The organism is Tenacibaculum jejuense (genome assembly GCF_900198195.1).
Lineage (GTDB): Bacteria > Bacteroidota > Bacteroidia > Flavobacteriales > Flavobacteriaceae > Polaribacter > Polaribacter jejuensis.
In genome coordinates, this window is sequence record NZ_LT899436.1 from 2125834 (window position 1) to 2151743 (window position 25910).

Sequence of the window (25910 nt, forward strand, 5' to 3'; positions counted from 1 at the left end):
TATGTATAAATCAATAATTCGCCCTATTTTCTTTCTTTTCGATCCAGAAAAGATTCATCATTTTACTTTCTCTTTGGTAAAAGGAGTATCTAAAATACCTTTTGTCTCATCTATTTTCAGAGGACTTTACCAAGTAAATGATAAACGATTAGAAAGAAACTTATTCGGATTAACATTTAAAAATCCCGTAGGTTTAGCTGCTGGTTTCGATAAAAATGCAGTATTGTATAACGAGCTTGCTAATTTCGGTTTTGGTTTTATTGAAATAGGTACAGTTACTCCAAAAGGTCAGGTTGGTAATCCTAAACAAAGATTGTTTCGCTTAAAAGATGATAAAGGTATTATTAACCGAATGGGGTTTAATAATGAAGGATTATCTGCTGCTATAGCACAGTTAAAAAAGAATAAAGGAAAAGTAATTATTGGAGGAAATATAGGAAAGAATACTGCTACAAAACCAGAAAACTATACTGAGGATTATACCGTTTGTTTTAAAGAATTACATCCTTATGTAGATTATTTTGTATTGAATGTAAGTTGTCCGAATGTATCAAGTCATGCAAAATTAGAAGATGCAGCATATTTAAAAGAATTAATTACAGAAGTTCAAAAAATTAATAATTCTAAAGAAAAGCAGAAGCCAATTTTATTAAAAATAGCACCAGATTTAAATAATAATCAGTTAGATGAAATTATTGATTTGGTTGCTGAAACAAAAATAGATGGAGTTATAGCTTCTAATACTTCTGTAGACAGAACTGGTTTGAAAGCTTCAGATGAACGATTAAAAGAGATTGGTAATGGAGGTTTGAGTGGACAGCCGATTAAATCTAAAAGTACTCGTGTAATTAAATATTTAGCCGATAATTCAAATAAAGCATTTCCAATTGTAGGAGTAGGAGGAATTCATTCTGAAAAAGATGCCCTAGAAAAGATTGAAGCAGGAGCAGATTTAGTTCAAATTTATACAGGTTTTATTTATGAAGGACCATCGCTTATTAAACGAATTAATAAAGCAATTTTGAAGAAATATTAAAACTTAATAAAACTCATAACCAAACAGGTTATGAGTTTTTTGATTAACAATTATTGCTTAACAAATTTAATAGGCAATCGATAAATTTTTCCTTTACTTATAGTTGAAGCTTGTATCGCTTTGTAATTTAATTTTCTCTTAACGAATGATTCGATTATTGTATCACTAGTATTGATATCAATAATTACAATTTCATTTTTTTCATTAATCATAAAATCTACTTTAATAGTAAAATCCAGATTAATATCAGGTTTTTCGTTGTTTAATAGTTTAACGATTTCAGTTCTTAGTTCTTTTTTTACTTCTTTAGAAGGAATAGTAATGTCGTTAGCAAAAGTTAAAGAACTAGTTAATAAGGCGATTAAAATGATTAAATTTTTCATATTCTTTTATTTTAAAATTAATTATGATACAAACCTATAGTAATTGTATATTTTGTATAGTTAACTATTGTTAACCACTGTTAATTAACGTTTTATTAGTGGTTTTTATAAAGGTGATTTTACTGTGTATATTTGTTTTGAAATTAAAAACTAATGATAGAAATTTTATTCTCTTTTGCTTTATCCACAATGGCTTTAGCGATATCCCCAGGACCTGATAATATTTTTGTATTGACACAAAGTATAGTGAATGGAAAAAAATATGGACTTGCTACTGTTTTAGGTTTGATGACAGGTTGTATTATTCATACAACTTTAGTTGCATTTGGAGTTTCAGAGGTGATAAAAGCCAACGATAATTTATTTTTTATAATTAAGTTATTCGGAGCTTTATATCTTTTATTTTTAGCTTATAAAGTATTTAAAAGTGATGCGAATATTACTTTTTCTACAGATAATGTTCAAAAGAAATCTACTTTATCGTTATTTAAAACTGGATTTTGGATGAACGTTCTTAATCCAAAAGTAACTATCTTTTTTCTAGCATTTTTTCCTCAATTTTTATTTTCTGATACGATTTCTACTGTGTATCAATTTTATGTTTTAGGAGGGATTTTTATTTTAGTTTCTTTTGTAATCTTTTCTACCATAGCCATTTTAGCCGGAGCTATTTCAGAGATAATTAAAAAGAATACTAAAGTAGGTGTATATTTAAAATGGCTTCAAATAGTAGTGTTTGTTGGTATTGCCATTTTTATTTTGATTCCATAGAAAATAAATTATTTAATAGATTTTATCAGAGTTATTAATTATTTCAATTAAACTTTCTTCAAAAGTATTCGCTACTATATCATTAAAGTTCTTTTCGGTGATGTAGTTTATATAAATCTTTGAGTCTAATTTAGAAAAACCTATTTGATGGCTGTTAACTAAATAATCACAAAAAGGGATAAAATTTATGTTTTGATTATCAAAATATTCAATCTTTATTCTTTCTAAAGGGTAAATCGTAAACATATGTTCATTAGAATCATAATCTTTAAATCCATTAATTCTAGAATATAAATACTTGAAACTAGAAGGGAATTTAAATTTTAAGATCTCTTCTAACTCAAGGATTTCATTAACAGAAGAAGCATCATTTAGTTTTATACCAGATTTTTTCCAGTGAGTTATAATTTCATCTAGATTCATAAAAACTTATTTCCAGCCTTCTTTAATCATCAGGTTTTCTATGTGCGCATAATGATGATTACAATGCCAAGCATAAATACCTATATTTTCACGTAAAGAAACGTTTTCATTCCCCTCAGGATGAATAAAATATTGATCTAAATCATCGTTAGATAATGTTTTTAAAAAATAAACCCATTTAGCATGTAAAGCTTTTAAACTATCAATAGATAACTCTATTGGTCCGTGTTTTGTGTCATCAAGATCAGCCCAACGATCTTCATAATATGCTTTAATAACTGGAGCGTTTTCAGTTAAAGTCCATTTAAATCGAGTATATGAATTATGATGACTATCAGCACAATGATGAATAACTTGTCTTATCGTCCAACCATGTTCTCTATAAGGCGTATCTAATTGTTTTTGGGATAAATTAATAACTAAATCTTCTAATTTTTTAGGAAAAATCTCAAGAGTTATAATCCAATTATTAATTTCATTTTGAGTAATCCTTTTAGGTAAGTTAGGTTTTCCGATAGGATATCTTAGATCTTTCAAAATATTATTCGTCTTTTTTGGTTAGTCTTTTTATATTTCTTTTCGAGCTTCTATTTTCTGGATTGATACTTAAGGCTTTCTTGTACTGTTTTAGAGCCTCAACAGTATCTTGTTTTTTTGCAAAAGCATCTCCTAAACTATCATAAGGATTAGAATGATTAGGATACAATTCTACATTAATTTTAAAAGTAGTAATAGCTTTATCTATTTCATTGTTCCTTAAAAAATCATATCCTTTTCTATTGATCGTTCTGCGTTGTATTAAAGGATTTAAACTGTCTTTATTTTTAATAGCTAAAAAACCTTTTAAAGCCATTTCAAAGTTATTTTCATTTAAGTATTCACTTGGTGTCTTTTCACCTTTTTTGATCTTTGTAAATACTATTTTTTCCTTTTTATGCTCTCTTTTTTCTGCCAAAGAAATTTTTGACTCAGCCAAGTTAAATATTAACTTTTCATTCAATTCTCTAGCATAAAATGAACTATCATTCAATTTAAGAGGTTTTAAATCAGAATTTCGCCATTTTAAAAATAACTCACTATTTTTAAAATATACTTCTATAACTTCATCAGCATTAAAAAAGTATCGCCCTTCAGCTTTTTCAATAAAAGTTTCACTGTTTTTTTTAGAAGTACAACTTAAAAATAATAAAAGAGATAGTAATAAAAGTTTAGTTTTCATAGTTTACGGTTTAATCGCCTTAATAATTTAGACGGTAGTTTAATTTTTTTGTTACATTTTTTTTACAAATGAATGGCATAACTATTGACATATATAAGTAAAAATATTTTATATTTTAATTTTATTCTTTTGAAAAACAAGGCTTTGAACGATTTGAGCATTTCTTTAGAATAATTAAATAACGAAATCAATGTCACTTTGACAGATATTCATACTATGAGTAAATCAAAAATAATACATTTAGACAATTTGTCTTTACAAGATATGTTGAATGAAGATTCTGAGTTAATTCCTTTATTAACTCCAGAAGATGAAGAAATAATAAATAACGAGGAAATTCCAAGTGAATTACCAATTTTACCGTTAAGAAATACAGTTTTATTCCCAGGAGTTGTAATTCCAATTACTGCCGGAAGAGATAAATCAATTCAGCTCATAAAAGATGCAAATAAAGGTAATAAAACGATAGGAGTTGTAGCACAGCGCAATAGTGAAGTTGAAGACCCTACTTATAACGATATTTATCATACCGGCGTAGTTGCTCAAATTCTAAGAGTTCTAAAAATGCCAGATGGTAATACAACAGTTATTATTCAAGGTAAAAAGCGATTTGAAATCACAGAAATGATTCAACAAGAACCTTACATGAAAGCTAAGGTTACTGAAGCAATTGAAGAAAGAGATATCGACGATAAAAAAGAGTTTGATGCAATAATAGATTCTATTAAAGAATTGTCTTTAGAGGTAATTAAAGAAAATCCGATGTTACCTTCTGAGGCTTCTTTTGCCATTAAAAATATTCAGTCAAATTCGTTTTTGGTGAATTTTATCTCATCTAATATGGATTTAAGTGTTGGACAGAAACAAGTTCTTTTAGAGAAGGATAATTTAAAAGAAAGAGCGCTTTTAACACTAAAGAATTTAGATAAAGAATTGCAAAAGTTACAATTACGTAACGATATTCAATCTAAAACAAGATCTGATTTAGATAAGCAGCAACGTGAGTATTATTTACATCAGCAGTTAAAAACAATTCAAGAAGAATTAGGTGGCGTTTCTCATGACCAAGAGTTAGAGGAAATGAAAGCTAAGGCGAAAGATAAAAAATGGTCTAAAGAAGTAGGAGAGACGTTTGATAAAGAATTGAACAGACTTCGTAGAATGAATCCTCAAATGGCAGAATATGGTGTACAGCGTAACTATTTAGAGTTGTTGCTGGAGTTACCTTGGGGAATATATTCTGAAGATAAATTTGATCTTAAAAAGGCACAAAAGATTTTAGATCGTGATCATTTCGGGCTAGAAAAGGTTAAAGAGCGTATTATTGAGCATTTAGCAGTTTTAAAATTAAGAGGAGATATGAAATCTCCAATTATTTGTTTATACGGACCTCCAGGTGTTGGTAAAACGTCTTTAGGTAAATCTGTTGCAGAAGCTCTAGGACGTAAATATATTCGTATGTCTTTAGGAGGTTTACGAGATGAAGCAGAAATAAGAGGACATCGTAAAACTTATATTGGAGCGATGCCAGGACGTTTAATTCAAAACTTAAAAAAGGCTGGTACTTCTAATCCTGTGTTTGTACTAGATGAAATTGATAAATTAGGTCAGAGTCATCAAGGTGATCCTTCTTCAGCAATGTTAGAAGTTTTAGATCCTGAACAGAATACAGAGTTCTATGACAATTATTTAGAAGTAGGTTACGACTTATCAAAAGTACTTTTTATAGCGACTGCAAATAATATTAATCAAATTCCATGGGCTTTAAGAGATCGTATGGAAATTATTAATGTTACGGGCTATACAATTGAAGAAAAGACAGAAATTGCTAAAAAATATCTATTACCTAAGCAATTAAAAGAACATGGATTAAATGATGAACATTTAAAACTAGGAAAAGCTCAAATTGAAAAAATTGTTGAAGGATATACAAGAGAATCTGGTGTTCGTGGTTTAGAAAAGCAAGTAGCAAAAGTTGTACGTTATGCAGCTAAATCTATTGCAATGGAAGAAGAGTATAACATTGCTCTTACATCTGAAGATATTGAAACTATTTTAGGCCCGGCTCGATTAGAAAGAGACAAATATGAAAATAACGATACAGCGGGTGTTGTAACAGGATTAGCGTGGACTAGCGTTGGAGGAGATATTTTATTTATCGAATCTATTTTATCTAAAGGAAAAGGAGCTTTATCAATAACAGGAAATTTAGGAACTGTAATGAAAGAGTCTTCTACTATTGCAATGAAATATATTAAATCTAATGCTGAAGACTTTGGAATTAAACCTGAAGTTTTAGATAAATACGATGTACATATTCATGTTCCTGAAGGAGCAACTCCTAAAGATGGACCAAGTGCTGGTATTACCATGTTAACTTCTTTAGTTTCTGTATTTACACAACGCAAAGTAAAAAATAAAGTAGCTATGACTGGTGAAATTACTTTGAGAGGTAAAGTACTTCCTGTTGGTGGAATTAAAGAGAAAATATTAGCTGCTAAAAGAGCTAATATTAAAGAGATTATTCTTTGTGCTGATAATAAGAAAGATATTAATGAAATTAATCAGAGTTATCTTAAAGGATTAAAGTTTCATTATGTGACAGAAATGAGTGAAGTAATCGACATAGCGTTGACAAAGCAGAAAGTTAAAAACGCAAAAAAATTAAATTAAAATGAAAAAAAAACTCCCTAATTAGGGAGTTTTTTTATTTCTATTTCCTTTGAATTAATTACTTACCTGAAAGTAATTGTTCATTATTTTGAATGTGTAAAGAGTTAGCTATTATATTCAGTTTACGTTCTGTCAATTTAGAAGTTTTACTAACTATTTTAATAAACTCATTTACTTTTTTCTTGGTAGTTGGATATCCAATGTTATTTCCATTCGCATCATAAGACATTTCAATAAAGTTTCCATCATTATCTAATATATACCAAAACGGAAAACCTTTAACTTTTGTATTAGTTTTTACTCTATTATCTATCGAACCAAAATAAGTTTTTGCCTTGTTTTCTGGCAATACGATATCTACTACAACATAACTTGTATTATATAGAGGTTTACAAGTTTCATTGGTCATCTGATGTTCAAGTTTTTTACTTAATTCACATGATTCGACTCTGTAGTTCACAAAAACATATTTATTTTCTTCTTTTGCTTTCATTAAAGCGTTATCTATCAACTCAGAAGATATAATTTGTGATTTAGAAGAAAAAATGAAAATAAAAAATGTAACAAATAATAGTAAATTTTTATGCATAACGTTGGGGATTAAAAAGTTATACTTTCAATTTAGAAAAAATAACAGTGTAATCCCTTTATATTTATCTACACTTATTGTGTATTCAACGAAACTTTAGAGCATTTAATAAAAATGTAATTTTTTATAGATAAAATTATGAATTTACAACCTTTGTTGTTGATTCATAGTTAACTACATAATTACTTCCATTTAATATTACAACCTATACTTGGTTTTTGATTTTCAAGAATTGTATTGTCTTGTAATAATACGTCTATAGCATTTCTAAAATCTTCACCAGAAACAGGAATGTTATTGCCAGGTCTAGAATTATCTAATTGTCCGTGATAAACGCATTTAAGCTCTGCATCAAAAAGATATAAATCTGGCGTACAAGCTGCATTATAAGCTTTTGCCACTTCTTGAGTTTCATCGTATAAATAAGGAAAAGGATATTGAAGTTTTTCCGCATTTTCTTTCATTAAAACGGGTCCGTCTTGTGGATAATTTACTACATCATTACTACTAATAGCAATACAATTAATTCCTTTAGTTTTATAATCGTTAGCAATTCGTACTAATTCTTCATTAACATGAATTACAAAAGGACAGTGATTACAAATGAAGAATATAGCAGTTCCATTTTCTCCTTTATTATGAGATAGTTGAATAGTTGTATTATCTATTGTGTTTATTAAAGTAAAATCTGGAGCAAAAGCACCAATTTCAAATTCATTAGATTCTGTTAAAGCCATAGTGAGATTAATTTTAGACTTCTCTTAAGTCAATTGTTTGTCCATTAACAAGTTTATTACTAATATCTAAATTATAGATACGTTCAGCAACATAGTCTGGAGAATAAAGTTCGTTATTATTTTTTAAATCTATAAAACGTTGTACATTTTTAAAGTTAGACACTTCTGTAGTTCTAATTTGAGATTGCATATTTGTATCTACTACACCAGGACGAATTCCGAAGGATTTAACACCATATTCTATATTTTCTTGTTCTTTAGCTATTGTTGCGGTGATCATATCTAAAGCAGCTTTAGAGCTACAATAAACACTCCAACCTTCGTAAGGTTTCTTAGCAGCACCAGAAGAAATATTAATAATCTGTTTTTTACAATTAAGTTCAGACAGTTGATTAATAAATAAGCTAGAAAAAATAAGAGGAATTGTTGTATTTAAAAATACAGATTGATGAATGTCTTGATAATTAATATGCTCTAAATTAGCAATTTCACCAAGTCTTCCTGCATTATTGATTAAAGTGATAGAAGTAATTGTTGATTTTTTTATCTCATCTATAAGCATTTCTAAAGCATTCTTAGCTTCTTTAATGTTTAATAAATCAACAGGAGTTTGAGTAACATTTTGAACATCAATAATGGTTCTAGACAAAGAATATACTTTGTAATTCTCTTGTGAGTACTTTTTTACAATTGCATTACCTATACCTTTACTACCACCAGTAATAATTAAAACATTATTCATTAAATAATTCTTTATATAAAGCTAAAGTTTCGTTTACAGTTCTTTCTATACTGTATACATTTTGTATTCTTTCTTTGGCAGCTTTCCCCATTTGAATTCTTTTGTCATCATTATTAGCTAAGTTAGAAATTTCTCGTCCTATAGCTTTGTAATCTTTTAAAGGAACAACAATACCAGATTTTTCATCAATTAATTCTGTACAACCACCAGCATTAGTCATTATTGTAGGTTTCCCTAAACACATGGCTTCACTAATTGCTCTTCCAAAACCTTCACTCAAAGAAGATTGAACATACATATCACAACTTAATAATAATGAAGGAACATCATTACGTCTTCCTAATATGTGAACTCTGTCTTTAATTTTACTCTTTTCTTTGATTTTAGAAAGGTGAGGAGCGTCGGTATTATCACCTATTAAAACAAAATGGATTTCTTTTTCAGAATTCAAATAATTAGATGCTTCTAAAAAATATTTTGTTCCTTTTACTTTTCTATGATTTCCTATAGAACAAACAACAATAGCCTCTTTAGGAATTCCTAAAGATGTATAATCAAAAGGTTTGGTGTCTTTAAACCATTCTACGCTATATCCTTTAAATATGCGAACAGCTTTTTGTTTTCTTTTACCAAATAACTGTTTTCTAACATGATTATATACAAAATTACTGTTTCCAATAATCTTATCTACTCTAGGATGAAGGTAAGTTAAATATGCACTTGGGTCGTGCCAATGAAGACTAGCAGAACCGTAATAAATAACTGTTTTTATTTCAGGGAATTTTTTTAACGCTCTAATACCAGTTCTACTCGTTTTTCCACAAGCAAAATGAACTAGCTCTATGTTATGTTTGATAATTAATTCTGAAAATTTTTCAATATAATCCTCATCTATTTTTCCTTTGGGATACATGTTGTAAAAAACAATGTCTTTATCTTCACTTTTGATATAATCAGCAACTTCTTCACTAATTCTACCAATTAAATGAATTTTAACACCTTCACGTTGTAAACCAATAAATAGTGCTATTTGAGCGATTTGAGCACTTAAATTTCCACCACCAACAACAAAAAACACATTCATACTCTTACTAAGATAAATTATTTTCTACTTAAAAATTTTTTTAGCTTCATTCCAAAATACATCCATCTCAGCTAATGACATATCTGATAATTCTTTGCCAGAAGCTTTAGATTTTTCTTCTAGATACTGAAATCTATTGATAAACTTTTTATTTGTTTTTTCAAGAGCGTTTTCAGGATTTACCTTAATGAATCGAGCATAATTGATCATAGAAAATAGAACATCTCCAAACTCTTTTTCAATATTTTCTTGATTTCCGTCCTTTATTTCTTCATTCAACTCTTGAAGTTCTTCTTGAACTTTTTCCCAAACCTGATGGGGTTCTTCCCAGTCAAAACCAACACCAGCAACTTTGTCTTGTATTCGATTTGCCTTCACTAAAGCAGGTAAACTTCTAGGAACACCTTCTAAAACAGATTTTTTTCCCTCTTTTAGTTTAAGTTTTTCCCAGTTTTGTTTGACTTCCTCTTCGTTTTTAACGTCTATATCTCCATATATATGAGGATGACGATCTATAAGTTTGTCCGAAATTGCATTAGCAATATCTGCGATATCGAAAGCCTTTTTTTCACTTCCTATTTTCGCATAAAAAACGATGTGCAAAAGCACATCGCCTAATTCTTTTTTTAGTTCTTCTAAATCATTATCTAAAATAGCGTCACCTAATTCGTAAACTTCTTCAATAGTTAAATGTCGTAAACTTTCTAATGTTTGTTTTTTATCCCAAGGACATTTTTCGCGAAGCTCATCCATAATATCTAATAGATGATTAAAAGCTTCTAATTGTTGTTTACGAGTATTCATATTTTATTCTTCTTCCTCAGAACTTGCTACTTCTTCATTTAAAGAAGTGAAATCAAATCCAGCTTTAACCAAAATATTATACCATTGAATAACTTTCTTTATGTTCGAAGTATACACTCTTTCTTCATCGTAACCAGGTAATACTTCAGCAAAGTAAGAAGTTAATTTGTTTGCGCTTTCTTTGTGAGAAATAGCTTCTTTGTTATCTTCTTTATTTGCGATGTTCTTAAAAACTTCACCTAAAGGAATATCTTCTTCGTATGTAAAGATGGCTATGTTTTCTAATAAACTCACATTATGGGTTGCAGTAATTGGCATTCTTTTACCATCTAAAAGTGATTTTACAATTACTCCTGCCTTAGTTTGTGATAAAATTTCATAAAGACCAGGTTTTCCTGATACTGCTATTATTTTACTAAATTCCATGTAATAAATTATCTTTTTAGATTAGGAAAACGCATTCTGTATCCAGAATTAATTTTTCCTTTTGATATATTATCTAATTTCTTTTTAATTAATCTTTTCTTTAAAGAAGATAGTTTGTCTGTAAATAAAACCCCTTCTATATGATCATATTCGTGCTGAAAAACTCTAGCAGCTAAACCAGAATATGTTTCTGTGTGTTTGTCAAAGTTTTCATCGAAATATTCAACAGTAATAGTTGGTTTTCTCCAAACGTCCTCTCTAACGTCAGGAATACTTAAACAACCTTCATTGAAAACCCATTCTTCTCCTTCTTCTTCAATAATTTTAGCATTAATAAATACTTTATTGAATGATTCTAAAACTTTTTTCTCTTCATCAGGTAAACCATCGTCTTCAGCAAAAGGAGAAGCATCTATAAGAAATAGACGTATATCTTTCCCAATTTGTGGGGCAGCTAAACCAACTCCAGAAGCATTATACATAGTTTCTTTCATATTGCTAATCAATTCAGAAAGATTAGGATAGTCTTTATCAATGTCTTTCCCAACTTTTCTTAATACAGGGTCTCCGTAAGCAACTATCGGTAGTATCATATACTATGGTAATTTTTTTAATGCAAGCAAAAGTACAAATAAGCTTGTTTACTTAAAATTATTTGTTGTATAAATATGATTGAAGAATAATTGTAGCGCTTATTTCATCTACTAAACCTTTATTTCTTCGTTGTTTCTTTTTTAGTCCACTATCAATCATTGTTTGAAAAGCCATTTTAGATGTAAAACGTTCATCAACCCTTTCTACTGGTATTGATGGGATTTCCTTTTTAAGTTTATTTAAGAAAGAAATGATAAGATGTTCACTTTCACTATCTGTATTATTCATTTGTTTAGGTTTCCCTATTACAAACTGAGAAACATGTTCTTTTGTTGTGTAGTCTTTTAAAAAATCTATTAAAGATTCTGTTGGAACAGTTGTTAAACCAGAAGCTATAATTTGAAGTTCATCTGTTATAGCTATACCTGTTCTTTTTAATCCATAATCGATTGCTAGTATTCTTGCCAAGTTAACTTTAATTTTTAGCAAAAATAGTCATTTTTAACAATGATTTATTTTCTGTTTAAAAAATGTGTTTTACTATAAAATCTTTCTTGGTACACTTATATTTGTACAAAATATATATAACCAATAAAGATGACAGAAATTCGTTCGATTATAGAAAACGCATGGGATAATAGAGAATTGTTGAAAAATGAAGAAACTACAGCAGCTATTAGAAAAGTTGTAGATTTATTAGATGCAGGTGAACTTCGTGTTGCAGAACCAACTGAAGATGGTTGGCAAGTAAACGAATGGGTGAAAAAGGCAGTAGTTTTATATTTCCCAATTCAAAAAATGGAAACTTTAGAAGCAGGTATTTTTGAATATCATGACAAAATTCCATTAAAAAGAAACTATCAAGAGAAAGGAATTCGTGTAGTACCAAATGCTGTTGCTCGTCATGGAGCTTACATCTCTTCTGGTACTATTTTAATGCCAAGTTACGTGAATATTGGAGCTTATGTAGATGAAGGAACAATGGTCGATACTTGGGCAACTGTTGGTTCTTGTGCACAAATTGGTAAAAATGTACACTTATCGGGTGGTGTTGGTATTGGTGGAGTTTTAGAACCATTACAAGCTGCACCTGTTATTATAGAAGATAACGCATTTATTGGATCTCGTTGTATCGTTGTAGAAGGTGTAAGAGTTGAAAGAGAAGCTGTTTTAGGAGCTAATGTAGTTTTAACTGCTTCAACAAAAATTATTGATGTAACTGGAGATGAACCAATTGAAATGAAAGGAAGAGTTCCTGCTCGTTCAGTAGTTATTCCTGGTAGTTATACAAAGAAATTTGCAGCAGGAGAATATAATGTACCTTGCGCTTTAATTATTGGAAAGCGTAAAGAAAGTACCAATAAGAAAACATCATTAAATGACGCATTAAGAGAGTATGATGTAGCTGTTTAATAACTAAAAAACTTTTTTTAATTTTAAGATCAAATATAATCCTATATTTGATCTTTTTTTATTTAATGAATAAGATAGTAGTATATACTGGAGCTTTTGGAGACGACTTTGGCTTTATACCTCAGAAAGAAATAGAAGGAGTTGATTTTTTTTGCTTTACTGATAATGTAGAAAAAGTAAAATTTCCATGGAAACCTATCGAGTTGATTTCGGATCAAAAAAATGGAGTATTACGAAATAGACATCCGAAGTTATTACCTCACTTATATTTTCAAGATTACGATATCAGTATTTATATAGATAGTAACTACCTAATAATAGGTGATATTAAGGAGTTACTAAATAGTCTGGGAGAAGATTTTAAAATGGGAATATTTGATCATAATCAATGTGAAGACAAGAGAGATTGTGTTTATGATGAATATGAAGCTATTCTAGAATTAGGAAAAGAGACTGGTGTTTACAAAGATCAACCAGAGGTGATGAAGAAACAAATTGATTTTTTTAGAAGTGAGTCTTATCCTGAAAATAACGGATTAATCTTTGCTGCAGTATTAATTCGAAAACACAATGATCCACAGGTAATAAAAGTAATGGAAGACTGGTGGGGGTTTGTATCTACAAAGAGCAAAAGAGATCAATTAAGTTTTAATTATGTAGCTTGGAAGAATAATTTCGTGCCAACAATTATCAATGGAGACTTAAGAAGAGGAAATCCTTATTTTTATTTCCTTTGCATGGCAAGAAAAAATTATATTCCAAAATTAATTAAATATAAAATCAAACGTTTTTTCGGAATTAAAAAACATCCATAGTGATCAAATTATCAATAATAATATCATATTACAAAGCGATTGAAAATCTAAAGTTGATTTTAGAAGCTTTAAATTATCAAAGTTCAAACGAGTTTGAAGCTATCATTTCTGAAGATGATAACAATGAAGCTACTATTAACTTTTTAAATAAAGAACGAAACACATATAACTTTCAAATTCTTCATGTTAATCAGCAAAAAGATGACGGTTTTCGAAAAAATGTAATGTTAAATAAATCAATAAAGATTTCAAATTCTGAAACATTAGTTTTTATTGATGGAGACTGTATACCTCATAAACACTTCGTGAAATCCTATATTAATAATATTCAAGAAGGAGTAATGTTGAAGGGAAGAAGAGTAATGTTAGGTGAAAAAATATCTGAAAAAATAACCACTAATAAAACTATAAAACCTTTAAACACATTATCTATTTTACTATCTGATTCTGATAATAAAAAAGAAGGATTATACCTTAAAAATAAAAGTTTAACTCTTTCAATGAAAGATAAAGGTTTGTTAGGTTGTAACTGGGGAATTCAGAAAAAACATTTAATAGAAATAAATGGTTTTGATGAAGATTATATTCGTGCTGCAGTTGGTGAAGATAGTGATATAGAATGGCGATTGAAACGTATAGGTATAGGTAGTAAGTCCATGAAAAATAAAGCTATAGTTTATCATATACATCACGAAAGAGGATATTCTGAAGAAGGTGTAGAGAAAAATATGGCGTTAATGAAGGATAAAATGGATAAAGATCTTTATATCTGTCTAAACGGACTTGAAAAGCGATCGTAAATGAGAATAGGTTTTGATGCCAAGAGAGCATTTCATAATACTACAGGTTTAGGGAATTATAGTAGAGACTTAATTCGTATTCTGTCAGAATATTTTTCAGGGGAAGAGTATTACTTGTACAATACAAAGCCCAAAAAAGTTGATCGGTTAGATATGACTAAGTTTACTGAACGACTTCCTGAAGGTAAATTTTGGAAAAAATTTTCATCCATATGGAGGCAAGGAGCAATAGTAAATCAGATCAAAAAAGATAACATAGATTTATATCATGGTTTATCTGGAGAAATCCCAAGAAACTTAAAGAGTAAAGGCATAAAATCTGTTGTTACTATTCATGATTTAATTTTTGTTCGTTATCCTAAATTATATTCTTTTTTTGATAGAAAAATTCATTTCAATAAATTTAAATATGCAGCTCATAATGCAGATAGAGTTATAGCTATAAGCGAACAAACAAAAAAAGATATAGTTTCTTTTTTAAAAGTAGATTCATCTAAAATAGATGTTATTTATCAAGGCTGCCACGCAGTTTTTAAACAGCAAGTATCACAAGAACAAATAAAACAGGTAAAGGAAAAATACAATTTACCAGATCAATTTATTTTTAATGTAGGAACTATTGAAGAACGTAAAAACTTACTAAGTATAGTAAAAGCCATTAAAGACATAGATATTGTTTTGGTTGTTGCAGGAAGAAAAACCAATTATTTTGATACGGTTCAAGAGTACATTGTTGAGCACAAGTTAGAAAACAAAATTTTATTTTTAGGTGGTGTAGATCTTCAAGAATTAGCTACAATATATCAAATAGCAAAAATCTTTATTTATCCAAGTATTTTTGAAGGATTTGGTATTCCAATTATAGAAGCTTTATATTCTAAAACACCAGTAATTACAAGTAAAGGTGGAGTTTTTCCTGAAGCAGGTGGACCAAATTCAATTTATGTTGAGCCCTATAATATTAATGAATTGCAACAAGAAATTAATACTTTGTTAAATAATGATGAAAAACGAAAAGAAATAGCAGAAAAAGGCTATACTTTTGTTCAAAAGTTTAATGATGAAGCTATTGCTAATTCTATAATGAATCTTTACAAACAAATCGTTTAATATGAAGAATGTATGTTTTTTTATAAGTGTGAAATTTTGGGGTGGAGGAACTAAATTACATTTAGAGTACGCTTTAGAATTCAAGAAAAAAGGATATAATGTCTTTTTAGCAGGAGATAAAGACGGATTAATAATAGAAGAAGCTAAGAAGCACGATTTAGATGTGTTCTATATTTCTGGTGGAAATAGAGCTTTTTTAAATCCTATGAAACTTAATAAGTTTGTTAATTTTTATAAAAAGAATGCTATTGATACTGTAATATTTTCTAATTCAGAAGATGTTAAATTGGCAGGGATATCAGCAAAAATAGCTAAAGTTAAAAATGTTGTTTATTTAAGAGGTTTAGCAAAAAATATAAAGAATAGTTTTTCAAACCGTTTTCTTTTTTCCAAAGTTTTAACGCACATTGTTGCTAACTCAGAAGAAACTAAAAAAACTATTTTAAAGAATTTACATGAGTTTTTGAATGAAAATAAGGTTAGAGTTATTTACCATGGAATTGATGTGAATGATGTAAATTATGATAGAAAACTCAAAGAAATTGTTCCAGAACAAGGAAAGATAATTTTAGGAAACGCAGGTAGAATAACAGAGCAAAAAGGTCATGATAAATTAATTGAGATTGCAAAAATCTTAAAAGAAAATAAACTAGACTTTACATTATATCTTGCAGGAGTAGGAGAGATGGAAGATGAAATCAGAACTCTCATAACTCAATATGGATTAGAAAAAGAGGTTATTATGTTAGGTTTTGTTAATGATATGGAAGCATTTATGAATAGTATAGATGTCTTTTTATTAACTTCACTATGGGAAGGTTTTGGATATGTAATTGTTGAAGCAATGATAAAATCTAAACCAGTAGTTGCGTTCAATATGACGAGCAATCCAGAAATAATAAGTCAAAATCAAACAGGTTATTTGGTTGACTATCCTAATATATCTACTTTTGCAGAAAAAGTAAAACTCTTATCAGAAGATGATTTACTTAGGAGAAACATGGGAGAATCTGCTAAGCAGAGCATTATTAATCGATTTAATTTAGAAGAAAGAATTACTGAATTTGAACAGTATCTTTTAGAATAGATCATCAAAATTTTCAACCTTATAAACCAATGGATAAAATTTTTATTGTACTAGGCGCTATAGTCGTTACATATGTATTAGTAAAATTATTAAAACGAAAAACTTTACATCCACATATTCCATTTAAATATAATTTTGGTAAAAGAAGAGATACTTTTGCAAAAGTATTAGAATTATTACACGAGAATAATGCAAAAGTTCTTTTAGAAACAGGAACTTCTAGAAATGGTTTGAAAAACACAAAAGGAGATGGTGCCGCTACTATCGTTTTTGGTTTATGGGCAAAGAAAAATTCAGCTAAATTATATTCAGTAGATATCGACCCTATTTCAGTTCAAGAATCTGAAAAAGAAGTTAAAAATCAAAATTTAAGTGAATATGTAAATGTAGTTTTAAGTGATTCTGTTACTTACTTAAAGGATTTTGAACAAAATATTGATTTTTTATATTTAGATAGTTACGATTATTCTGAAAAAGATGAAGATATACAAAAGAAAAGTCAAGAACATCATTTAAATGAATTTAAAGCAATAGAAAATAAATTACATGACAAAACTGTAGTTCTTATAGATGATTGCAAACTTAAAGGAGGAGGAAAAGGAAGATTGGTTATCGACTATATGCTTAAAAACAATTGGAAAATATTAATGGATAAATATCAAGTGTTATTAGTAAAGTCTAATTAGTACTTTAATATTTATTAAAAATAATATAAAAGTGGATTGATAATTAATTTATTAATTCACTTTTTCATTTTTTTTCTTTCCATTAATTTTAAATATTTAAGAACACTATATTCTGCGATATAAGTACTCCAAACATAGCCTTCATAACCGTTAAACATATTGCCTCTTATTACATATTCTTTAAAGAAAGTAAAGGGATATTTAAAAACTAAGAAAAGTAAGTTTACTCGTTTATTTTTTTTGAAGTACTCTTCTGAAACTAAAGATGCATACCTATTTTTTTTTAAGTTTATTTGCTCAACTGAAGTAGCAGTATAATGATAGAAGAAATTTTTAAATCGACCTTTTGAACCATTATACTCAACTGTTTCATGTACTTTTTTATTAGAAAATTCAGCATGATTTTTATTAAATAGTCTTAGTACAGGAGTATTTTTCAAGTATCCATATTCAAATACTTTTCCTAAATACACATGTTTTCTATTTAAAAAGTAAGCTTTATGAGGAACAGTATCCTGATTAAATTCTAACTTTATCTCATCAATTAAATCATTTGTCAATACTTCATCAGCATCAATAGATAATACCCAATCGTAAGTACACTTACTTACCAAGTATCGTTTTTGTTCACCATAACCATTAAACTTTTTTTGAAATACTTTTGCTCCAAAAGATTCACATATTTCTAATGTTGCATCACTACTGTATGAATCAATAACTACAATTTCATCACACCAGACTAATTTTTCTAATGTACGAGCTATATTTTCCTCTTCATTAAAAGTAATAAGTGCAGCACTAATTTTATGTTTATGCATTCATATAGTTTTACTATAACAAACATAATGTAAATTAGCGGTTTTAAGTAATATAATTTCTGTATCGTCAGATATAATTTACGAAAGGATTTTTTTAAGAAATAAACCTTCATTTTTTTGAATGAGATTATGATAATAAAAGAAGTTGTAAACGAGTTAATTAAAGGTAAAACCATATTATATCCAACAGATACAGTATGGGGACTAGGATGTGATGCTACAAATGTTGAAGCAGTACAAGAGATTTATAAAATTAAAAATAGAGAAGAAAGTAAAAGTTTAATTGTTTTGGTAAGTTCTTTTGAAATGTTAGAACAATATGTTACAGTACCTCATGTTGCCAAAGAAATACTTGAAAAAGCAGTAAAACCAACAACAATAATTTACCAAAACCCAAAAGGTATAGCTAAGAATATCATTAATAAAGAAGATAACACACTTGCTATTCGTATAGCTCAAGATGAATTTTGTAAAGAGTTGATAGATACATTTGCTAAGCCAATAGTATCTACATCAGCAAATGTTAGTGGAAATCCTACTCCTAAATCTTTTTCTGAAATAGAACAGTCTATTTTGGATGATGTTGATTATATAGTAAATTTGCATCAAAATAAAGTATCAGAAAAATCGTCAACGATACTAAAATTAGAAGGAGAAAAAGTAATAGTGATACGAGAATAGAGTTTATGCAGGATCAATTTTTTAAAGAAGCACTTACACATAAAGTATTTGAATATATAACCGAGGCTACAGATCAACTTGGCTTAGATAGTTATGTCATTGGAGGTTTTGTCCGTGATTTTATTTTAAAACGCGGAAATGCTAAAGATATAGATGTTGTAACTATAGGTAGTGGTATAGAGTTAGCACAAAAAGTTGCTAGTTTATTGCCAAACAAACCTAAGGTTCAAGTCTTTAAAACCTACGGAACGGCTATGTTACGTTATAATGACATAGAAGTTGAATTTGTAGGAGCAAGAAAAGAGTCTTACACAGAGGAGAGTAGAAATCCAGAAGTTTCTGTGGGAACACTCCAAGACGACCAAGACAGGCGAGATTTTACAATTAATGCTTTAGCGTTAAGCCTAAATGCAAAATCTTTTGGAAAATTGCTTGATCCTTTCGATGGTATCGGTGATTTAGAACGAAAAATTATTAAAACTCCTCTAGATCCAGATATTACGTATTCAGATGATCCTTTACGTATGATGCGAGCTATTCGTTTTGCAACACAATTAAACTTTACTATAGAAAAGGCTTCTTTAGATGCAATTAAAAGTAATGTAGAACGAATTAAAATCATTACTAAAGAAAGAATTGTAGATGAGATTAATAAAATAATGGCTTCGCCTAAGCCTTCAATAGGCTTTTTACTTTTAGAAAAAACAGGTTTATTAAATAAAATTTTACCTGAATTAATTGCTTTAAAAGGAGTTGAGGAAGTTGAAGGTCAGACTCATAAAGATAATTTTTATCACACTTTAGAAGTAGTTGATAATATTTCTGAAAATACAAACGATGTATGGTTGCGTTGGGCTGCTTTATTACATGATATAGGTAAAGCTCCAACAAAGAAGTTTGATAAAAGAAACGGCTGGACATTCCATTCTCATGAGTTTGTGGGGTCTAAAATGGTTTATAAATTATTCAAGCGTTTAAAAATGCCATTGAATAATAAAATGAAGTTTGTACAAAAAATGGTGTTACTGAGTTCTAGACCAATTGTATTGGCTTCTGAAGTAACAGATTCTGCTGTTCGTAGATTAATTTTTGATGCAGGTGATGATATCGATAGTTTAATGACATTATGTGAAGCTGATATCACGACTAAAAATCCTAAAAAATTCAGACGTTATCATAAAAACTTTGAAATTGTTCGTCTTAAAATAAAAGAAGTTGAAGAACGAGATAGAGTTCGTAATTTTCAACCTCCAATTACAGGAGAAGAAATAATGAAAACTTTCAATTTAAAACCTTGTAGAGAAATAGGACAAATAAAAGAAGCAATAAAAGAAGCGATTTTAGAAGGAGAAATACCAAATGAATATGAAGCTTCGTATAACTTTATGTTGAAAAAAGCGAAAGCCATAGGTTTAACAGCACAAACAGAAATTTAGTAATGAGAATAGTACAAGTAATCGACCAGTTAGGGTTAGGAGGAGCTGAAAGAGTTTGTGTAAATTTAACCAACTTACTATTTAGAAATGGAAATGAAGTGAAGCTTATCGTATTAAACGATAAAGGAGCTTTATTTGATTTAATTGATGAAGGTGTAGATATGGTTCGTTTAAATAAAAACAAAGGAAAATTTAAAGCTTACAGACAATTTAAAAAGCATATTAAGAAAGATGATATTATTCATATTCATATGCGAAATCCATATCGTTTTGTAAGAAAAGCTTTTTTATTTTTAGGAGGGAATCAACCTGTTATTTTACATGACCACTTTGGTAAAATTGTTGTGAATCAGACAGTACCAAAGTTGTATAAATCACTTTTTAAACCTCATTTTTTTATAGGTTGTTCAGAATTACTTACAGAATGGGCTGTTAATAAAGTAAAACTAAAAAAAGATCGTGTTTTTTTAGTAAATAATTTTGTGCTTCATTATGAGACAAATTATAAAAATCATACACCTAAAGGATTGGTATTAGTTGGAAGTTTAAAAAAGGTTAAAAACCATAGCCTAGCTATGGATATAGCAAAAACTTTAGATAAAGACCTAACAATATATTGTCCGAGTTTAGAAGGAGGAGAAAAAGATTATTACGAATCTTTAGTAGCTCATATGGAGAAAATAAATTATAAAGATCGTATTCATTTTGTTACAGGTTGTAATAATGTTCAAACAGAATTAAAACAATATGAAATGGCTTTATTAACTTCTACTTCTGAAGGAGATCCTTTGGCTCTTGTAGAATATATGGCACAAGGATTACCATTTTTATGCTCAGATATGGGAGAAGCTGTTAAGGTTGTGAAAAAACACTATCCAGAAATGGTTCAGGGAGATTTTGATGTCAATAATTGGGTCTCAAATTACCATAAAGTAAAAGAGATCCAATCTGAACAAATTGAATCTCTTTATAACGAACATTTTTCTTCTGATTTATATCTTGAAAAATATTTATCTATTTATAAGAAGTTTTTAGCATCAGTCTAAAGATTGTAATTCTACAAGTTTTGCATATTCACCTTTAGCTGCTAAAAGCTCTTCGTGTTTACCTTGCTCTACGATTCTACCTTCTCGCATTACAACAATTAAATCTGCTTTTTGAATAGTAGATAATCTATGTGCGATTACTACAGAAGTTCTATTTTGCATCATATTTTCTAATGCAGATTGAACTATTTTTTCAGATTCGGTATCTAAAGCAGAAGTAGCTTCATCTAAAATCATAATTGGTGGATTTTTAAGCACAGCTCTAGCTATAGATAAACGCTGTTTTTGTCCACCAGAGAAGTTACTAGCACTATCTGCAATGTTAGTTTCAAATCCTTTCGAAGAATTTTCAATAAATTCTAGAGCATTAGCAACTTTTGTAGCAGCAATAATTTCTTCTTCAGTTGCATTCGGATTACCAACTTTTAAATTGTTTTCAATAGAATCATTAAATAATAAGGCGTCTTGAGTAACGATTCCTATTAAAGAACGTAACGATTCTTTAGAAATGTCTTTTATATTATCATTATCAACAAATACTTCACCTTTATTTACGTCATAAAAACGCATTAAAAGATTAGCAATTGTAGACTTTCCACTACCAGACTGACCAACTAAAGCCACCATTTTTCCTTTAGGAATTTCTAAACTAAAATCTTTTAAAACATAATTATCTTGATATTTAAAAGAAATATTTTTAAAACTAATTCCAGTCGTAAATGATTCTTTTTTGATAGGAGTTTCTATATCTAAAATCGGATTTACTTCATCTAAAACATCATAAATACGCTTTGCAGAAGCATCACCTTTTCTAATATTGGTAAAGATTCCGGCAATTGCTTTAGTAGGTTGTAAAATAGAGTAGAACATTACAATATAAGTGATAAATGACTCTGAATCAAATCCATTTGGTGACACTTCAGTGTTTGTTAATACAATTTTACCTCCATAGAGTAGAATAGCTAATACTGTTAACACACCTAAAAATTCACTTAATGGAGAAGCTAATTTTTGGCGATGAGTAACCTGTACATTTAAGTTTTCTTGCTTTTTTGTTGAACTTGAAAATTTTCTAAAAAAACGATTTTCAGCAGTAAAACCTTTAACTACTTTCAAACCAGCTATGGTTTCTTCCAATAAAGAAAGATAATTTCCACTTTCTTGCTGTGATTGTAAAGCTTTAGATTTTAATTTTTTTGTGGTCCAAGAAATTATTAAGCCAGATAATGGTAGGGTAATAAATACAAATAAAGTCAATTTATAACTCATTGAAAACATCACAATAAGTATAATGACTATAGTCAATGGTTCCCTTACAATTCCCCCAAAAGAAGAAATAAAAGAGCCTTCTACAACTTGAATATCAGAAGTCATTCGTGACATTAAGTCACCTTTTTTTTGTTCTGTAAAATATCCAATAGGCAATGAGGTAATCTTTTTATATAAAGTATCTCGCATATCTTTTACAGTACCGTTTGATAGATATGCCATTTGATATGATCCCAAGAAATAAAAAAGATTTTTAAAGAAGAATAATATTAATACACCTATAGCTATTACAAATAGAGTATTTACAGTTCCTTCTCGTTCTATATACTGGGCAATTTCATAGTAGAAATTGTTTTTAATGTATTGAAAAATTTTTGTTAACCCTTCGTAAACAGGTTTTTCTACTTTTTTATCAGGACTAAATAATATTGATAATACCGGTAAAAAAGATATTACGGTTAAAATATTAAATAAAGCATACAATACATTAAATGTGGTTGCGTATATAAATCTGTATTTATATGGCTTTACAAAAGATAAAATACGTTTAAAGTAGTTCATTAAACTCCTAACTGTTTTATAATTCGTTGGAGTTTTTCATCCAACTGTTTTCCAACTACATCTGCATTTTCAACTGTATCTAAAGAACCTTTTGTGCCGATGTAAAATTTAATTTTTGGTTCTGTACCACTAGGTCTACAAGCTACTTTAGTTCCATTTTCTGTTTCGTAAATTAATACGTTAGATTTCGGAATATCAATCGTAGTTTCTTCTCCTGTGATGATATTTTTTCGGATTGAAGTTTTATAATCATTTACAAATGTTACTTTTTCACCATCTATTTCAGAAAGTGGATTGTTACGTAAATCGATTAACATTTGCTTAATTTCTTCAGCTCCTTGCATTCCTTTTTTAACTAGCGAAACTAGTTTTTCTTTAAAGAAACCGTGTTTTACATATATTTTCAGTAATTCATTGTAGAAAGAACTATTTTCAGATTTTGCTTGAGCAGCAATTTCACAAGCTAATAGGGTAGAAGTTACAGCATCTTTGTCTCGAACAAAATCACCAACCATAAATCCGAAACTTTCTTCTCCACCACCAATAAAGTCTAATTCAGGATGATCTTTAATCATTTTAGCAATCCATTTAAATCCTGTTAAACCAACTTTAGTTTCTACGCCGTAACTTTCAGCAATAACATTAACTAAATTGGTAGATACAATGGTAGAACCGATAAATTGTTTTCCATTTAATAAACCTTTTTCTTTCCATTGGTTTATTAAAAAGTCGGTCATGACACTCATGGTTTGGTTACCATTTAATAATTTCATGTTACCATCAGTATCACGAACAGCAATTCCTAAACGATCACAATCTGGATCTGTACCAATTACAATATCTGCATTTGTTTGATTAGCATAATCAATAGCCATTGCTAAAGCTTCAGGTTCTTCTGGATTCGGAGATTCAACAGTAGGGAAGTCTCCATTAGGTTCGGCTTGTTCTTCAATAACATGAAGTTGAGTGTATCCAGCTCTTTTTAAGATTTCAGGAACCAGTTTTATTGATGTTCCATGTAATGATGTGAAAACAATTTTTAAGTTTTCTCTTCCTTTTACATCAAATGTTCCACTTTTTAATGAAGCATTCCAAAAAGCTTCATCAACTTCAGTTCCAATAAAGGATATTAGTTCTTCTTTTTTATTGAAGTTGATATCGTTAAATTCTAAATTATTTACTCCTGCTATAATTTCTGCGTCTTGAGGAGGAACTATTTGCCCACCATCAGTCCAATACACTTTGTAACCATTATATTCAGGTGGATTATGTGAAGCTGTTAAGACAATACCTGCATGGCAGTTTAAATGATTTACAGCAAAAGATAATTCTGGAGTAGGACGTAAGTCTTCAAAAACAAACGTTCTAATATTATTCGCAGAAAGTACATCTGCAACTAACTGCGCAAACTTTTTACTGTTATGTCTACAATCGTATGCAATTGCTACTTTAATTTCTTCACTTGTATACACTTTGTTTAAGTAATTACTTAAACCTTGCGTAGCTTTTCCTAAAGTATATTTGTTAATTCGATTTGTACCAGCACCCATAACACCTCGCATTCCTCCGGTACCAAATTCTGTGTTTTTATAAAATCTATCTGTAAGATCTTCTGTATTGTTATTTATTAATTCAGAAATTTCATTTCTTGTTTCTTCGTCGAAAGTATCAGTTAACCAAAGTTTGGCTTTACTTAAAATATCATTCATAGTTAATTAAAAAAGAGGTGTTATAAATTTATTTTTTCTTTGATTTTATAATGCTTCTGAAGTGGATTGCTTTTAATTATCAATTCTCCTAAAAAACCAGATAAAAATAATAGAGTTCCTAATACCATAGATGTTAACGCAATGTAGAACCAAGGATTATCAGTAACTAATATTGTTTTGATTTTAGCGTATACACGATAAAGCTTAATGAGACCTATATAAAAAGCAGTTGTAAATCCAAATAAGAACATTAAAGAACCCCATAAACCAAAAAAATGCATGGGTCTCTTACCAAATTTAGATAAAAAAGAAATGGTAATCAAATCTAGAAGACCGTTAATAAAACGATCTACTCCAAATTTAGTCACACCATATTTTCTTGCCTGATGTTTTACTACTTTTTCTCCAATTTTTGAATATCCTTCATTTTTTGCCAATATAGGAATGTAACGGTGCATTTCACCACTAACTTTAATAGCTTTCACTACTTCATTTTTGTAAGCTTTTAATCCACAATTAAAATCATTTAATTGTAAGCCTGAAGTTTTTCGAGCTGCCCAATTGTATAGTTTCGAAGGAATATTCTTAGTTAAAACATTATCATAGCGTTTCTTTTTCCATCCAGAAATTAAGTCGAAATTTTCTTTAATGATTAGATTATATAATTCAGGAATTTCATCTGGATTATCTTGTAAATCTGCATCCATTGTAATGACAACATCTCCTTTAGCTTCACTAAAACCAGCATCTAAAGCTTGAGACTTTCCATAATTGCGTTGAAAACGTATCGCTTTAACTTCTTTGCTTTTTTCAACTAAATCTTGAATTACTTTCCATGAAGTATCTGTGCTACCGTCGTCAATAAAAATTACTTCATATAAAAAGTGATTGGATTGCATAACTTTTGCAATCCAATCATATAGTTCTTGTAAAGATTCTTCTTCGTTTAAAAGTGGTATTACTACCGATATATCCATGAATATATTTTATTACCAGTT

General features: G+C 29.0%; 28 protein-coding genes. 12 read left to right on the top strand and 16 right to left on the bottom strand.

Features of this window, described 5'->3' with window-relative positions; genetic code table 11:
* The first annotated feature begins 1 nt into the window (after window position 1).
* Window positions 2-1036, top strand: coding sequence for a quinone-dependent dihydroorotate dehydrogenase (locus AQ1685_RS09455; RefSeq protein WP_095071586.1), 1035 nt, complete (start codon window positions 2-4; stop codon window positions 1034-1036).
* 50 nt (window positions 1037-1086) lie between these two features.
* Here the strand turns inward: AQ1685_RS09455 and AQ1685_RS09460 are convergent, their stop codons facing one another.
* Entirely contained in the window at window positions 1087-1419 is a 333-nt protein-coding gene (locus AQ1685_RS09460) for a hypothetical protein (RefSeq protein ID WP_095071587.1), read from the bottom strand.
* Window positions 1420-1572: 153 nt separating this feature from the next.
* Here AQ1685_RS09460 and AQ1685_RS09465 point away from each other — a divergent pair, with 153 nt between their 5' ends.
* Window positions 1573-2190, top strand: coding sequence for a LysE family translocator (locus AQ1685_RS09465; protein WP_095071589.1), 618 nt, complete (start codon window positions 1573-1575; stop codon window positions 2188-2190).
* A gap of 12 nt (window positions 2191-2202) precedes the next feature.
* Here AQ1685_RS09465 and AQ1685_RS09470 read toward each other — a convergent pair whose 3' ends face one another.
* The 3 genes from AQ1685_RS09470 to AQ1685_RS09480 are packed head-to-tail and all read right to left on the bottom strand — an operon-like array spanning window position 2203 to window position 3832.
* Entirely contained in the window at window positions 2203-2613 is a 411-nt protein-coding gene (locus tag AQ1685_RS09470; protein WP_095071591.1) for an SMI1/KNR4 family protein, read from the bottom strand.
* A gap of 6 nt (window positions 2614-2619) precedes the next feature.
* Window positions 2620-3150: a YfiT family bacillithiol transferase gene (locus AQ1685_RS09475; protein ID WP_231970348.1), complete on the bottom strand. Its 531-nt coding sequence runs from the start codon at window positions 3148-3150 to the stop codon at window positions 2620-2622.
* A gap of 4 nt (window positions 3151-3154) precedes the next feature.
* Window positions 3155-3832, bottom strand: coding sequence for a tetratricopeptide repeat protein (locus AQ1685_RS09480; RefSeq protein ID WP_095071595.1), 678 nt, complete (start codon window positions 3830-3832; stop codon window positions 3155-3157).
* A gap of 216 nt (window positions 3833-4048) precedes the next feature.
* Here AQ1685_RS09480 and lon point away from each other — a divergent pair, with 216 nt between their 5' ends.
* On the top strand, window positions 4049-6505 hold the full coding sequence (gene lon / locus AQ1685_RS09485) for an endopeptidase La (protein ID WP_095071597.1): 2457 nt from the start codon (window positions 4049-4051) through the stop codon (window positions 6503-6505).
* Between the two features lie 58 nt (window positions 6506-6563).
* Here the strand turns inward: lon and AQ1685_RS09490 are convergent, their stop codons facing one another.
* The 8 genes from AQ1685_RS09490 to ruvX form a co-directional block, all read right to left on the bottom strand.
* The gene (locus tag AQ1685_RS09490; RefSeq protein ID WP_095071599.1) at window positions 6564-7094 is read right to left on the bottom strand and encodes a hypothetical protein; all 531 of its coding nucleotides are present in this window, start codon (window positions 7092-7094) and stop codon (window positions 6564-6566) included.
* 182 nt (window positions 7095-7276) lie between these two features.
* A complete protein-coding gene (locus tag AQ1685_RS09495) occupies window positions 7277-7831 on the bottom strand; it encodes a thioredoxin family protein (RefSeq protein WP_095071601.1) in 555 nt (184 codons plus the stop codon).
* Between the two features lie 13 nt (window positions 7832-7844).
* On the bottom strand, window positions 7845-8573 hold the full coding sequence (locus AQ1685_RS09500) for an SDR family NAD(P)-dependent oxidoreductase (protein ID WP_095071603.1): 729 nt from the start codon (window positions 8571-8573) through the stop codon (window positions 7845-7847).
* The gene (locus AQ1685_RS09505) at window positions 8566-9657 is read right to left on the bottom strand and encodes a glycosyltransferase family 4 protein (protein WP_095071605.1); all 1092 of its coding nucleotides are present in this window, start codon (window positions 9655-9657) and stop codon (window positions 8566-8568) included. The genes AQ1685_RS09500 and AQ1685_RS09505 overlap by 8 nt, the downstream gene beginning before the upstream one ends.
* Window positions 9658-9681: 24 nt before the next feature.
* A complete protein-coding gene (gene mazG, locus AQ1685_RS09510; protein WP_095071607.1) occupies window positions 9682-10461 on the bottom strand; it encodes a nucleoside triphosphate pyrophosphohydrolase in 780 nt (259 codons plus the stop codon).
* A gap of 3 nt (window positions 10462-10464) precedes the next feature.
* Window positions 10465-10887 carry a DUF5606 family protein gene (locus AQ1685_RS09515; protein WP_095071609.1) on the bottom strand — a complete coding sequence of 141 codons (423 nt, stop codon included), beginning with the start codon at window positions 10885-10887 and terminating at the stop codon, window positions 10465-10467.
* 8 nt (window positions 10888-10895) lie between these two features.
* Window positions 10896-11480 carry a peptide deformylase gene (def, locus tag AQ1685_RS09520; RefSeq protein WP_095071611.1) on the bottom strand — a complete coding sequence of 195 codons (585 nt, stop codon included), beginning with the start codon at window positions 11478-11480 and terminating at the stop codon, window positions 10896-10898.
* Between the two features lie 58 nt (window positions 11481-11538).
* Window positions 11539-11949, bottom strand: a complete 411-nt coding sequence (gene ruvX, locus AQ1685_RS09525) for a Holliday junction resolvase RuvX (RefSeq protein ID WP_095071613.1) — start codon at window positions 11947-11949, stop codon at window positions 11539-11541.
* A gap of 129 nt (window positions 11950-12078) precedes the next feature.
* Between ruvX and AQ1685_RS09530 the strand changes: the two genes are divergently transcribed.
* The 6 genes from AQ1685_RS09530 to AQ1685_RS09555 all read left to right on the top strand — a co-directional run bounded on the left by AQ1685_RS09530 (window position 12079) and on the right by AQ1685_RS09555 (window position 17392).
* Window positions 12079-12894 (top strand): 2,3,4,5-tetrahydropyridine-2,6-dicarboxylate N-succinyltransferase, encoded by an 816-nt coding sequence (locus tag AQ1685_RS09530; protein WP_095071615.1) that lies wholly within the window; start codon window positions 12079-12081, stop codon window positions 12892-12894.
* Between the two features lie 65 nt (window positions 12895-12959).
* A complete protein-coding gene (locus AQ1685_RS09535) occupies window positions 12960-13709 on the top strand; it encodes a glycosyltransferase domain-containing protein (protein ID WP_095071617.1) in 750 nt (249 codons plus the stop codon).
* Window positions 13709-14509 carry a glycosyltransferase gene (locus AQ1685_RS09540; RefSeq protein ID WP_157730171.1) on the top strand — a complete coding sequence of 267 codons (801 nt, stop codon included), beginning with the start codon at window positions 13709-13711 and terminating at the stop codon, window positions 14507-14509. The genes AQ1685_RS09535 and AQ1685_RS09540 overlap by 1 nt, the downstream gene beginning before the upstream one ends.
* Window positions 14510-15619, top strand: coding sequence for a glycosyltransferase family 4 protein (locus AQ1685_RS09545; protein ID WP_095071620.1), 1110 nt, complete (start codon window positions 14510-14512; stop codon window positions 15617-15619). It abuts the gene before it with no gap.
* Window position 15620: 1 nt separating this feature from the next.
* Entirely contained in the window at window positions 15621-16706 is a 1086-nt protein-coding gene (locus AQ1685_RS09550) for a glycosyltransferase (RefSeq protein WP_095071621.1), read from the top strand.
* A 29-nt stretch (window positions 16707-16735) separates the two neighbouring features.
* On the top strand, window positions 16736-17392 hold the full coding sequence (locus AQ1685_RS09555; protein WP_095071622.1) for a class I SAM-dependent methyltransferase: 657 nt from the start codon (window positions 16736-16738) through the stop codon (window positions 17390-17392).
* A 56-nt stretch (window positions 17393-17448) separates the two neighbouring features.
* Here AQ1685_RS09555 and AQ1685_RS09560 read toward each other — a convergent pair whose 3' ends face one another.
* The gene (locus AQ1685_RS09560) at window positions 17449-18210 is read right to left on the bottom strand and encodes a glycosyltransferase family 2 protein (protein ID WP_095071624.1); all 762 of its coding nucleotides are present in this window, start codon (window positions 18208-18210) and stop codon (window positions 17449-17451) included.
* 129 nt (window positions 18211-18339) lie between these two features.
* On the opposite strand from AQ1685_RS09560, the gene AQ1685_RS09565 reads away from it, so the two are divergent.
* Genes AQ1685_RS09565 through AQ1685_RS09575 form a run of 3 tightly spaced genes read left to right on the top strand, consistent with a single transcriptional unit; the run spans window position 18340 to window position 21373 of the window.
* Window positions 18340-18891 (top strand): L-threonylcarbamoyladenylate synthase, encoded by a 552-nt coding sequence (locus AQ1685_RS09565; protein WP_095071626.1) that lies wholly within the window; start codon window positions 18340-18342, stop codon window positions 18889-18891.
* A gap of 5 nt (window positions 18892-18896) precedes the next feature.
* The gene (locus AQ1685_RS09570; RefSeq protein WP_095071628.1) at window positions 18897-20327 is read left to right on the top strand and encodes a CCA tRNA nucleotidyltransferase; all 1431 of its coding nucleotides are present in this window, start codon (window positions 18897-18899) and stop codon (window positions 20325-20327) included.
* Between the two features lie 2 nt (window positions 20328-20329).
* Window positions 20330-21373, top strand: coding sequence for a glycosyltransferase (locus AQ1685_RS09575; protein ID WP_095071629.1), 1044 nt, complete (start codon window positions 20330-20332; stop codon window positions 21371-21373).
* Here the strand turns inward: AQ1685_RS09575 and AQ1685_RS09580 are convergent.
* Genes AQ1685_RS09580 through AQ1685_RS09590 form a run of 3 tightly spaced genes read right to left on the bottom strand, consistent with a single transcriptional unit; the run spans window position 21365 to window position 25889 of the window.
* Window positions 21365-23203, bottom strand: a complete 1839-nt coding sequence (locus tag AQ1685_RS09580; RefSeq protein ID WP_095071631.1) for an ABC transporter ATP-binding protein — start codon at window positions 23201-23203, stop codon at window positions 21365-21367. The two genes, AQ1685_RS09575 and AQ1685_RS09580, sit on opposite strands and share 9 nt — an antisense overlap.
* Window positions 23203-24912, bottom strand: a complete 1710-nt coding sequence (locus AQ1685_RS09585; protein ID WP_095071633.1) for a phospho-sugar mutase — start codon at window positions 24910-24912, stop codon at window positions 23203-23205. Before AQ1685_RS09585 ends, AQ1685_RS09580 begins: the two co-directional genes overlap by 1 nt.
* Before the next feature lie 20 nt (window positions 24913-24932).
* Window positions 24933-25889 (bottom strand): glycosyltransferase family 2 protein, encoded by a 957-nt coding sequence (locus tag AQ1685_RS09590; protein ID WP_095071635.1) that lies wholly within the window; start codon window positions 25887-25889, stop codon window positions 24933-24935.
* Window positions 25890-25910: the final 21 nt, after the last annotated feature.